The organism is Micromonospora sp. WMMD729, assembly GCF_049315225.1.
GTDB lineage: Bacteria > Actinomycetota > Actinomycetes > Mycobacteriales > Micromonosporaceae > Micromonospora.
On the sequence record NZ_CP186059.1, the window covers coordinates 4,593,685 to 4,605,634 of the forward strand.

The 11,950-nt window shown below is 73.0% G+C and carries 12 protein-coding genes; all 12 read right to left on the reverse strand.

The genetic code is table 11. The features are described from left to right. Positions 1–27: 27 nt before the first annotated feature. Positions 28–1,527 (reverse strand): potassium/proton antiporter, encoded by a 1,500-nt coding sequence (locus ACN263_RS20875; RefSeq protein WP_422736056.1) that lies wholly within the window; start codon positions 1,525–1,527, stop codon positions 28–30. A 22-nt stretch (positions 1,528–1,549) separates the two neighbouring features. Continuing rightward, a complete protein-coding gene (locus ACN263_RS20880) occupies positions 1,550–1,861 on the reverse strand; it encodes a DUF167 domain-containing protein (protein ID WP_422736057.1) in 312 nt (103 codons plus the stop codon). A 4-nt stretch (positions 1,862–1,865) separates the two neighbouring features. Then, positions 1,866–2,591, reverse strand: coding sequence for a hypothetical protein (locus ACN263_RS20885; protein ID WP_422736058.1), 726 nt, complete (start codon positions 2,589–2,591; stop codon positions 1,866–1,868). A gap of 79 nt (positions 2,592–2,670) precedes the next feature. Beyond that, a complete protein-coding gene (locus ACN263_RS20890) occupies positions 2,671–3,474 on the reverse strand; it encodes a DivIVA domain-containing protein (RefSeq protein ID WP_139586062.1) in 804 nt (267 codons plus the stop codon). 44 nt (positions 3,475–3,518) lie between these two features. Next, entirely contained in the window at positions 3,519–3,824 is a 306-nt protein-coding gene (locus ACN263_RS20895) for a YggT family protein (protein WP_355049471.1), read from the reverse strand. 30 nt (positions 3,825–3,854) lie between these two features. Further along, positions 3,855–4,550, reverse strand: coding sequence for a cell division protein SepF (locus ACN263_RS20900; protein WP_422736059.1), 696 nt, complete (start codon positions 4,548–4,550; stop codon positions 3,855–3,857). 187 nt (positions 4,551–4,737) lie between these two features. Beyond that, on the reverse strand, positions 4,738–5,481 hold the full coding sequence (locus ACN263_RS20905) for a YggS family pyridoxal phosphate-dependent enzyme (protein ID WP_422736060.1): 744 nt from the start codon (positions 5,479–5,481) through the stop codon (positions 4,738–4,740). A 9-nt stretch (positions 5,482–5,490) separates the two neighbouring features. Continuing rightward, positions 5,491–6,606: a cell division protein FtsZ gene (gene ftsZ / locus ACN263_RS20910; RefSeq protein ID WP_421472313.1), complete on the reverse strand. Its 1,116-nt coding sequence runs from the start codon at positions 6,604–6,606 to the stop codon at positions 5,491–5,493. Between the two features lie 246 nt (positions 6,607–6,852). After that, positions 6,853–7,671 (reverse strand): cell division protein FtsQ/DivIB, encoded by an 819-nt coding sequence (locus ACN263_RS20915; protein WP_422736061.1) that lies wholly within the window; start codon positions 7,669–7,671, stop codon positions 6,853–6,855. After that, positions 7,668–9,230 (reverse strand): UDP-N-acetylmuramate--L-alanine ligase, encoded by a 1,563-nt coding sequence (gene murC / locus ACN263_RS20920; RefSeq protein WP_422736062.1) that lies wholly within the window; start codon positions 9,228–9,230, stop codon positions 7,668–7,670. Before murC ends, ACN263_RS20915 begins: the two co-directional genes overlap by 4 nt. Beyond that, positions 9,227–10,333: an undecaprenyldiphospho-muramoylpentapeptide beta-N-acetylglucosaminyltransferase gene (gene murG / locus ACN263_RS20925; protein WP_422736063.1), complete on the reverse strand. Its 1,107-nt coding sequence runs from the start codon at positions 10,331–10,333 to the stop codon at positions 9,227–9,229. The genes murC and murG overlap by 4 nt, the downstream gene beginning before the upstream one ends. Next, entirely contained in the window at positions 10,333–11,745 is a 1,413-nt protein-coding gene (locus ACN263_RS20930) for an FtsW/RodA/SpoVE family cell cycle protein (RefSeq protein ID WP_422740769.1), read from the reverse strand. The genes murG and ACN263_RS20930 overlap by 1 nt, the downstream gene beginning before the upstream one ends. Positions 11,746–11,950 lie beyond the last annotated feature (205 nt).

The window sequence follows — 11,950 nt, forward strand, 5'->3', positions numbered from 1 at the left end:
AACTGGGGCAAAGGGAACGCTAGCAGATCAACCGACCGCTTCATCCCCGTACTCGCCAAACCATCGGGCCAGCCGACCCCGTCGGCTGACCGCCCGCAGCCGCCGTTCGGCGGCGTCCCGCACCCCACCGGTGGCGACGATCAGCAGGCTGTCGCCGGTCTTCAGCCGGGTGTCCGGGCCGGGCACGAAGCCCACCCCGTCGCGCAGCACCAGGGTCACCGAGGCGCCCACCGGCAGTCGTAGCTCGTCGACGTGCACGCCGGCCAGCCGGGAGCCCGGCGGCACCTCCAGCTGCAACAGGTCGGCGCGCATCCGCTCGAGCGGCGCGGTCTCCACGTGGATCTCGGTGGCCTCGGCCGGCGCGGTGGTCCCCAGCCGGCGGGCGAGCGGGCCGAGCGTGCCGGTCTGCACCAGCGTGAAGATCACCACCAGCACGAAGACCGCGTCGAAGAGTCGCTCCGCGCCCGGCACCCGCTGCGAGAGCGGGATGGTGGCCAGCACGATCGGCACCGCCCCGCGCAGCCCGGCCCAGGACAGGAACGCCTGCTCCCGCAGGCCGACCCGGAACGGCAACGCCGAGACGGCCACCGACAGCGGCCGGGCCAGCAGCACCAGCGCCAGACCGGCGACCACCGCCGGCAGCACCGCGGCGTCCAACCGGCCCGGCGCGACCAGCAACCCGAGCAGGACGAACAGCCCGATCTGCGCGAGCCAGGCCAGCCCGTCGGCGAAGCCGAGGATCGCCTGCCGGTGCGGCAGCCGGGCGTTGCCCAGCAGCACCCCCGCCACGTAGACGGCGAGGAAGCCCGAGGCGTGCAGCACGGCGCCGGCGGCGTACGCCAGGACGGTGATCCCCACCGCCGCGATCGGGTACAGCCCGGCCGAGGGCAGCGCCGCCCGGCGCAGCGCCCAGGTGCCGGCGAGGCCCGCGCCCACCCCCACCGCCGCGCCGACGCCCAGCTCGTAACAGACCAGCGCTACCTCGTACCACCACGGATGGGTCAGGCCCCGGTGCGACAGCAGCACCACCAGCAGCACCACCGGGGCGTCGTTCATGCCGGACTCGGCCTCCAGGGTGGCCACCAGCCGGGGCGGCAACCGCAGCCGCCGCAGGGTGGCGAACACCGCCGCCGCGTCGGTGGAGGAGAGCACCGCGCCGTAGAGCAGCGCCAGTCGCCAGTCCAGACCCAACAGCAGGTGTACGGCGACCCCGACCACCACGATGCTGACCACCACGCCGACCGTGGAGAGCGCGGACGCCAGCGCGAGCACCGGACGCAGCGTGCTCCACCGGGCGGTGAGGCCGCCCTCGGCGATGATCACGATCAGCGCGCAGAAGCCGAGGGTCCGGGTCAGGTCGACGTCGTCGAAGCGGATGCCGAGCCCGGCTTCGCCGATGGCCACGCCGAGCGCCAGGTAGACCAGCAGGCTGGGCACCCCGAGGCGGGTCGAGAGCCGGACCGCGCCGACCGCCACCAGCAGCACGGCCGCGCCGAGCAGCAGCGCGATGTCCAGCCCGGGCGTCACGGTAGCCGGGCCCGGGCGGTCCTCACCCCGCGGCTCCGTCGCGCAGTCGGCGCAGCACGTCGGGCAGTTCGGGGGCGGGCCGGTCGACGAGGAAGAGCTTGTCCCGGCTGGCCGCGCCGGTCCGCAGCGACACGGTGGCCGGCCGGACGCCCAGCGCGGCGGCGAGGGCGCGGCGGGCCGCCTCGGTCGCCCGACCGTCCACCGCCGGGGCGTGAACGGCGATCACCAGGGCGGGGCCGTGCGGGCCGTCGAAGCGACCACCGACGGCGTCCCGGGAGGCGCCCGGCTTCACCCGTACCGCCACGGTGAGCGCGTCCTGCGGGGGCACCGGCACGTCTTCAGATCGGCCGGGCGTCGATGAGCAGGGCGGTGGCCGGCGTGCACGCCGCGCACGGCGTGAAGCCGAGCTCGACGGCCTCGGCGACCGGGAGTGTCTCCGGAGTCCGACCGATCAGGTGCGGGCACGCGGCCAGGTGGTAGCGGGGCCGCCCGTCCACCACCTCGACGGGGTCGGGCAGCCGGGCGATGCGGGCCGCCTCGGCGGGGGTGATCGGTTGCTCGGCGGGCTCGTCGGCCAGCGCGTCGGCGGCCACGGCGTCGGCCCGGTACGCCTCGTCGGCCCGGGCCACGAACGGTGCCGGACTGACCGGCGAGGACCGTGCACCGCCGTCGGCCGTCTCCGGCTGGTACGGCACGGACACGTCGTACGCCGGCTCGGGGTCGGACGGCGGCTCGGGTGGTTGCCGCCACCCGGTGCCGCCGTCAGCGACCGTCGAAGGTACGTGCTGGACCGGCACGTCCGGCTCGGCCAGCGGTGCTCCGTACGGAACACCCGATCCGGCCGGACCGGCGGAGCGGAACGCCCCGCGGTCTCGCGGGCCGACCCGGCCGGGGTCCGCCGCGGCGCGGTTGGCGGCTGCCTGGCGGGCGCCCACCACCAACGCCACGGCGGCCAGCAGGCTGGCCGCGATGGAGATGGTCAACAAAATGCTGGAGCCCCCGGCCAGGCCGAAGACCAGCAGCACCACGGCCACGAGGATGAGCAGGAGACTCGCGACTATCACGGCTCACCCCTGCCGCGTCGTACCGTCCAGGCGGGGCCGGCGACCGTCACCATCTCGGAGAGCGATCGCCGGCCGGTGCTCAGCGTCCGGCTTCGAGGGCGCCGGAGCGCCCGCCGCCGTACGAGCCGGCGAGCCCCGCCGCGGCCAGTCCGTTGCCGCCGGCGACCCGGCCTGCCTCGGAGCGGGTCATCTCGGCTTCGAGGCCCTGGCCACGACCGTCGAGGTCCCGCAGCTGGCTCTCCAGGTACGCCTTGAGCCGGGTGCGGTACTCACGCTCGAACTGCTTGAGCTCCTCGATGTGCTTCTGCAGGGCCGTGCGCTTGGCGTCCAGGCCGCCCATGGCCTCCTGGTGCCGCTGGCGGGCGTCCCGCTCCAGGGCGTCGGCCTTCGCACGAGCCTCGCGGGTCACCTCCTCGGCCTTGCTCCGCGCCTCGGACAGGAGCTGGTCGGCCTCGCGGCGCGCGTCCGACACGTGGTCGTCGGCGGTGCGCTGGGCCATCATCAGCACCCGCAGCGCCTGCTGCTCACCGTCACCGGTGACGCCGGCCGGGCCGCCGGTCGCGCGGACCTGCTCCAGCTCGGCCTGCATGGCGCGGGCGGCCTGCTCGGCTGCGGACTTGTCGCGCTGGACCCGGTCGAGCTGGGCCTTGACGTCGTTGAGCTCCGCCGCCAGTCGGGCGTCGCCGCCGGGGCCGGCGGGGGCACCGCCACGGCCGCCGCGCTCCACCTGGGCGCGCAGCTCGTTGTTCTCCTCGATGAGACGGGCGAGCTCGCGCTCGACCTCGTCCAGGAAGGCGTCGACCTCCTCCTCGTCATACCCCCGCTTGCCGATCGGCGGCTTTTTGAAGGCGACGTTGTGGACGTCGGCCGGGGTCAGCGGCATCGAAACTCCTCGGGTCAGTTGCGGCCGCGAAAGCGCGTCGGTCATCAGGCAGATGCCCTGATCGACGGCCCTAACACGAACTCCATCAGCACGAACAGGATAACCAGGAGCACAAGGGAGGCCAGGTCGATGCTCACGGTACCAATTCGCAGCGGAGGGATCACACGCCTCAACGCGTTGAGAGGGGGATCAGTGACGCTCCACACGGATTCCAGTCCTGCGGCCGCTCCGCGCCCCGGCTGCCACCGGCGGCCGTACTGAAGCACGGCGCTCAACACGAACCGGGACAGAAGAAGAAGCAGGAAGACATAAAGGACCAGGTACAACACTTGCAGCAAGATCGACAACACGGTCAGCGACGTCCCTCGGGTCGGGCGGGGTCAACTCAGACTGAAAAAACCGCCCTCAGCGATCTTGGCCTTGTCCTCAGCGGTGACCTGGACATTGGCCGGTGAGAGCAGGAACACCCGATTGGTCACGCGCTCGATCGTACCGCGCAGCCCGAACGCCAGACCGGCCGCGAAGTCAACCAGACGGCGGGCGTCGGCCTCGTCCATCTCGGTGAGGTTGATGATCACCGGTACGCCGTCGCGGAAGTGCTCACCGATGGTGCGCGCCTCCCGGTAGGTGGTCGGGTGCAGGGTGGTGATCTGGTAGCGCTGCTCCTCCTCGGGCACGACCACGCGCTCCCGCGTCACGGCCTGCGGCGCGAGCGCCAGGTTGTCGCGCGTGTGGTACGTCAGCGCGCCCGACGTCTCGTTCGCCGTGGACCGGGTGATCGACCGTACGCTGGACCGCTCGGCCCGCTCCGGACGCTCGGTGTCACCACGGTCGGACTCGGCGGCCCGCCCGGTCGACCGCTCGGAGAGCCGGCCCCGCTCGCTCGCCCGCGGCCGGGGAGCCGGCGGCTCCTCGGTGTCGTCGTCGTCCTCGTCGGCGAACTCCTCCGCGTACCGGCTCTGCCGGTAGCGCGAGTCGCGGTAACCACCCTTGTCGTAGTCACCGTCGTCGTAGGCCCGCTCGTCGTCTTCCTCGACGAGACCGAGCCAGACCCCCGCCTTGCGCAGTGCACCCATCCCGCGCCCTTCCGTCCGCCGTGCGGCACTCGCCCCCGTGCCATGTCGCCCGTCGCGAATGGACAACCATGCCCATCGGACCGGGACGGCAATCCCCGACACGCGATTCGCGTCGCGTGTCACGACCCCCACAGGATCGGCCGCCCCTGAAACAACACTGATGTAATTTGCCTGTCTGGCGGTCAGGCTACCGCAGCGTGGGACGCATTCCGAGCAACGCGCTACCGACGCGGACATGTGTCGCGCCGTAGCGGATCGCGATTTCCAGGTCGCCGCTCATCCCGGCCGACAACGCTGTCGCTCCCGGGTGGACCGACCGGAACGCCTCGGCGATCTCGGCCAGGCGGGCGAAGGCCCGGTCCGGCGGCCAGCCCAGCGGCGCGACCGCCATGAGGCCGGCCAGCCGCAACGTGGTCGCCTCGGCGACCGCCGCGGCGACGGTGTCCAGGCCGGACTCCGGGTCGGCCGACCCGGGCAGCGCGCCGCCCCGCGCCGGGTCACCGTCGATGCTCACCTGCACCAGAGCGTCCATCGGCCGGTCCCGTTGCGCCGCCGCGCCGTCCAGCGCCCGGGCCAGCCGTACGCTGTCCACCGAGTGCACGACGTCGGCGTAGCGGACCACCGAACGGGCCTTGTTGCGCTGCAACTGCCCGATGAAGTGCCAGCGTGGACGGACTCCGGCGGCGGCCACCTCGTTCGCCTTGCCGGCGGCCTCCTGGTCGCGGTTCTCCCCCATGTCGGTCACCCCGAGGCCGGCCAACGCCACCACGTCCCCGGCCGGGTACGTCTTGGTCACGGCGATCATCGTGACGTCGGCGGGGTCCCGGCCCGCCTGGCCGCAGGCTTCGGCGATCCGGGCCCGTACCGTCGCCAGACCGGCCGCGAGTTCGGCGCGCCGGTCCGGTCGTACCGTGGCTGAGCTGTCGGTCATCGGCGGCGCTCAGGAGCCGTTCTTGAGAAAGTCGGGCACGTCGACGTCGTCGAAGAGCACCCGGCGCGGCGACTGCGTCGGTGCCGGCAGGGTGGCCGGCGGCGGCACCGGGGTGGTCTGCGGCGCCGGCTGGTTGGTGTTGGTCTTGCGGGGCGACTCGGCCGCCTTGTACGCCGGCGTGCCACCGTCGAAGCCCGCCGCGATGACGGTCACCCTCACCTCGTCACCGAGCGCGTCGTCGATGACCGCGCCGAAGATGATGTTGGCGTCCGGGTGGGCCGCGTCGGTGACCAGCTGCGCCGCGTCGTTGATCTCGAACAGGCCCAGGTCGGAGCCGCCGGCGATGGAGAGCAGCACGCCACGCGCGCCGTCCATGCTCTGCTCCAGCAGCGGGCTGGAGATGGCAGCCTCGGCGGCCTCGACCGCGCGGTTCTCGCCGCGCGCGCTGCCGATGCCCATCAACGCGCTGCCCGCGCCGCTCATCACGCTCTTGACGTCGGCGAAGTCCAGGTTGATCAGACCCGGGGTGGTGATCAGGTCGGTGATGCCCTGCACACCGGAGAGCAGCACCTGGTCGGCGGTGCGGAACGCGTCCATCATGCTGATGTTGCGGTCGCCGAGCGCCAGCAGCCGGTCGTTCGGGATGACGATCAGGGTGTCGCACTGGTTACGCAGCTCGTCTATCCCCGACTCGGCCTGCACCTGGCGGCGCTTGCCCTCGAAGGAGAACGGCCGGGTCACCACGCCGATGGTCAGCGCGCCGAGCTTGCGGGCGATGTTCGCCACCACGGGCGCGCCGCCGGTGCCGGTGCCGCCGCCCTCGCCGCAGGTCACGAAGACCATGTCGGCGCCCTTGAGGACCTCCTCGATCTCGTCGCGGTGGTCCTCGGCGGCGTTCTTGCCCACGTCCGGGTTGGCGCCCGCGCCCAGCCCGCGGGTCAGCTCGCGGCCGACGTCGAGCTTGACGTCGGCGTCACTCATCAGCAGCGCCTGGGCATCGGTGTTGATCGCGATGAACTCGACGCCCTTGAGCCCAACCTCGATCATCCGGTTGACGGCGTTGACGCCGCCGCCCCCGATGCCGACGACCTTGATGACCGCCAGGTAGTTGTGCGGAGGTGTCATCTCCGGTCCTTTCCCTTCGAGATTGGCTTCGGCCGACCGGGTACGGCGTGGCCAGCCCAGCGGCCGACGACAGCGCCACCAGCGAGGATCAGAGGTGAACCCTCACCCTCTACTAGAGGCTTACAGTTATGTCAACCACTGATCCTCTTCGGGGCAACGTAAGCGCCGCCGCGCGATGAGCCAAGGACCCGATCGGCGTGTCGCCGACCGGAGCGCGACTCGTCACGTCCCCGGCCACCCACCCGGTCAGCGGAAGGTCACCACGTCCGGCGCGCTCACGTCGATCCGCTCGCTGTCCTCACCGAGCAGAGCGGTGGCCACCCGCGCCTTGTCCGCGCTCCGCGTGGCGTCGCCCCAGACGACGGTGCGGTCACCCCGCAGCTGCAGGCTGATCCGGGCCAGACCCTCCACACTCACGTCCACCAGCTCGGCCCGCAACTGTGGTGTCAGCGCGCCGAGGACCTCCAGCGCGGCCCGGGTGTCCGGGTCGGCGGCGGCGGGCCGGACCACCCGCACCAGCGGCAGCCCGGCCGGACGGCGGGCCACCGTGTGGAACGCCACGCCGGTACGGTCGATCACGGCGAACGCGTCCGCCTGCGGCACCACCGCCACGGGCGTCCGCTCGGTCACCTTCACCACCAGCGTGCCCGGCCAGTCCCGTGACACGGTGGCCCGCTCCACCGGCGCCAACCCACCGACCCGACGGGCGGCGGCCGCGAGGTCCACCCGGGCCAGCGGCACCCCGTCGGCAACCCCCACCGCGTCGCGCACCTGCACGTCGGTGACCAGCTTGGCGCCCTGCACGGTGACCGACCGGACCCCGAACAGGCCGGTGCCGAGCACCGTCCAGGCGATAAGTCCGAGCAGCGCCAACACCCCGGCGGCCACCGCCCACGGCAACGCCGCCCGCATCCGGCGCTGCCGGGCGCGGGCCATGAACCGGCGGGTCGACGCCGGCACCGCGTCGCTGCCGGCCCGGACCAGCTGCCACCGCCGGACCGGACCGCGCCGCGGGGCGCCGCCGTCGGACGGGCTGGTCCGCCCGCGGGCGGGGCCGGGGCTCATCCGGCCGTGGGCGCCGCGCCGTCCGGTGCGGCGGCACCGAGGGCCGCCCCGTCGCCACCGGCGGTGGACCCGCCGGGCACCGGCTGGCCGATCGCCGGGGCGGTGGCCAGCTCCTCGACGGTCGCGGTCGGCGCGGAGTCGGCGGTACGCGCCCCCAGGGCGGCCAGCAGCTCGTCCCCCATCAGCGAGATCGGCGGGGCGCCCATGGTCACCACGACGTCGCCCGAACGGGCCCGACGGACCACCTCGCCCGGCACGGCCTCCCAGGAGTCGACGAACACCTTACGGTCGGCGGGCAGGTCCACCGCAGCGATCAGCGCCGCCGAACCCTCGCCGGGCTGACGCAGCTCGCCCGGCCCGAAGACCTCCAGCAGCACCACCTCGTCGGCGATGGCCAGCGCCTCGGCGATCTCCGCCTGGTTGTCGCGGGTGCGGTACAGCCGGTACGGCTGGAAGACGACGATCAGCCGCCCGTCCCCGGCCACCTCGCGCAGCGTCTGCAACGCGAGGGTGATCGAGGTCGGGTGGTAGGCGTACTCGTCGTAGACCAGCACGCCGTCCGCGACGCCCTTGCGTTCGAAGCGCCGCCGCACGCCGGGGAAGACCGCGAGCGCGGCCTCCGCCGCTTCGAGGGGAAGTTCGAGCAGGTACGCCGTCAGCACCGCCGCGGCGCTGTTGAGCCCCATGTGCCGGCCCGGCACCGGTAGCCGGAACTCGCCCAGCGACCGTCCGTCGATCGCGGCCAGGTAGCGCACCCCGCGCGCGGAGGAGGCGATCTCGGTCAGTCGCAGGTCGGCGTCCTCGGCCGCGCCGTAGGTGAACACCCGCCGTCCCTCGGCGCGCAGCGTCGCGGCCAGCCGCCGGCCACCAGGGTCGTCGGCGCAGGTGATGATGAACCCGTTCGGGTCGGTGAGGCGCGCGAACTCCGCGAACGCCGCCTCCAGCGTCGCGTAGTCGCCGTAGGTGTTCAGGTGGTCCGGCTCGACGTTGGTGATGATCGAGACGTACGGGCGGTAGATGAGGAACGAGCGGTCGCTCTCGTCGGCCTCGACCACGAAGTGCTCGCCGGTGCCGTGGTGGGCGCCCGAGCCGACCTCGGAGATCTCCCCGCCGATCACGAAGGACGGGTCCACCCCGGCCTGCTGGAGCACCATCGTCACCATCGACGTCGTGGTGGTCTTGCCGTGCGTGCCGGCGACCGCGATCGCCCGGCGGCCGGTCATCGCCGCCGCGAGCGCCTCCGAGCGGTGCAGCACCCGCAGGCCGCGACGTCGGGCCTCGACCAGTTCCAGGTGGTCCTTCGGAATGGCCGAGGAGTAGACGACGGTGTCCACCCCGTCCAGGTTGGACGCCTCGTGGCTGAGGTAGATGGTGCCGCCGAGCGCCCGCAGACCCGCCAGCGACGGCCACTCGCGCAGGTCGCTGCCGGAGACCTGGATGCCCCGGGTGAGCAGCAGCCGGGCCACGCCGAGCATGCCCACCCCGCCCACCCCGATCAGGTGCACCGCGCCCAGGTCCTCGGCGGTCAGCGTGCCGGCCGGGGTGAACTGCGCGGTCATCGGGCCACCGCCTCGAGGACGAACGAGCGAAGCGCCTCGTCACCGTCACGCCGCCCGTAAGCGGACGCGGCGGCGCCCATCGCGTACAGCCGTTGCGGGTCGCGGATCAGCGGGATGACCGCCCGCTCCAGCCAGTCCGGGGTCAGCTCCGCGTCGTCGACGAGCAGACCGCCGCCGGCCTCCACCACGGGCAGGGCGTTGCGCCGCTGCTCCTGGTTGCTGTGCGGGTACGGCACGAAGATCGTCGGCAGGCCGATCGCGGCCACCTCGGCGACCGTCATCGCCCCGCCCCGGGCCAGCATCAGGTCGGCCGCGGCGTAGCCCAGCTCCATCTCGGACAGGTACGGCAACGTCACGTACGGGACCGGCAGGTCGGTGGGGATCGGCACCGGCTCGTTGCGGGCGCCCATCACGTGCAGCACCTGCACCCCGTTGCGGGCCAGTTCCTTGGCCGCGCCGGAGACCGCCAGGTTGACCGAGCGGGCGCCGGACGAGCCACCCGCCACGAAGAGCACCGGCAGATCCGGACGGAGGCCGAACCGGGCGCGGGCGGCGTTGCGCATCGCGTACCGGTCCAGCGCGGCGATGCTGCGACGCAGCGGCACACCGACCACGGTGGCGTCCCGCAGCGACTCGGCCTGGCTCGGCTGGTGCGGGAAACCGACCGCGACGTTCTTGGTGAACTTCATGCCGAGCCGGTTGGCGACGCCCGGCGGCACGTTCACCTCGTGGATCACCATCGGCAGCTCACGCCGCCACGCGGCCAGGTAGGCCGGCACCGAGACGTACCCGCCGAAGCCGACGACGGCGTCGGCCTGCACCTCGTCGATCACCTTGCCCGCCGCGCGGGCCGCGGTCCACATCCGGCCCGGGGTGCGGACCAGGTTCATGTTCACCGAGCGGGGCAGCTGGTACGCCGGGATCTGCCGCAGGTCGTAGCCGTGCGGCGGGATCAGGTCGTTCTCCATGCCCTTGGGTGTGCCGAGACAGGTGATCCGGACGCCCGGGTCGTGTCGGCGCAGGCAGTCGGCGAAGGCGAGCAGCGGGTAGACGTGCCCACCGGTGCCACCTCCCGCGAGCACCACCGAACGCAGCGGACCCATCAGCGTCTCCTCTCGCTCGCCGTACCCTGCCGGCTCCGGCCCTGCCGGACACCGCGCGGCGCGGCCTGGTCGTCCTTCCGCCGCTCCCGCGACCGGGGCACGGGCCCTCGGGCCGCCGGTGGCGTCGCCGGTCGGCGACGCCGACCGGGAAGCGGCGGCAACGGGGCCCAGAGTAGTCGGACCCACCGGGCCGGCGGACGGGCATGCAGTGCTCTGGCCGCATCGGGTTCGGCGCGGGCGAAGGACGCCAGCATCCCGATCGCCGCCAACGTCACGACCAGGGCACTTCCGCCGTCGGAGATGAACGGCAGCGGCAGGCCGGTGATCGGCAGCAGCCCGACCACCCCACCGATGTTGATCACCGCCTGGCTCACCAACCAGGTCGTCACGGCGGCGGCGGCGAGCCGCCGGAACGGGTCGTCGACCCGCCGGGCGATCCGCAGACCGGTGTACGCGAGCACCGCGAACAGGCTCAGCACGACCACGCAGCCGATCACGCCCAACTCCTCGGCGATGATTGCGAAGATGAAGTCGTTGTGCGCCTCGGGCAGCCAGTCCCACTTGAGGCTGCTCTTGCCCAGACCGACGCCGAACCAGCCGCCGTGCTCGATGGCCAGCCGGCCCTGGTAGAGCTGGAGGCAGCCGTCGAGCTTGCACTCCTGCGGGTCGGGTGGGTTGATGAACGACGTCAGCCGCGCCAGCCGGTAGTTCTCCGCGCCGCGCTCGCCGGACCCCGCGCCCAGCGAGGCCACGGCGATGAGCAGGCCCACGCCGAGCAGGCCGACCGCGGTCAGCGCGCCGAAGACCCGCGCGCGCACCCCGGCGGCCCAGAGCAGGCCGACGACCAGCGCCAGCAGGCAGAGCATGGTGCCCGTGTCGTTGTAGCCGACCAGGACGAAGAGCAGGCCCATGACCGGGAAGAGCGGGGTGGCCAACTCCCGCCACCAGCCCAGCGCGGCCCCCTTGCGGGCGATGACGTGCGAACCCCAGAGCACCAGGGCGAACTTGGCCAACTCGGACGGCTGCACCTGGATGCCGCCGATGAACAGCCAGTTCAGCCGCGCCTCGACGGGACCGAACACGACCGACTTCTGATGGGTGAGCCGGCCGTAGGCCACCAGCAGGTTGAGCAGCAGCAGCAACGCGACCGAGGTGACCAGCAGCGGCCGACCCAGCGAACGGTAGGTGCTGGCCGGCAGGCGCTGGCACGCCCAGAACGCCACGATGCCGATCACCGCGAAGATGGCCTGCTTGGTCACCGACGCGGAGGCGTTGCCGTCCTCGGCGTAGTCCTTCACGCTGGTCGCCGAGAAGACCATGGTCAGCCCGATGAGCAGCAGCAGGCCGGCGCTGGAGAGCAGCAGGTAGTACGACGCCAGCGGTCGGTCCAGCAGACCCCGCAGCGCGGCCAGGCCACCGGCCGCGTCCAGCCCGCGCAGCGGCGACGGCGTCTCCGCTGTCACGTCCCGCCGTACCGCACCCGGCTCCGCGCCGCGGGTCTCGTCCGGCTGCTTGCCGACCTCGGTGCCGCGTCCCGCTTCCACGGTCGACGGCCGGCGCGGCCGGCCGACTGTCCTGTCCTCGATTTCTCGTTCCTCCCCCACCCGGACATCATCA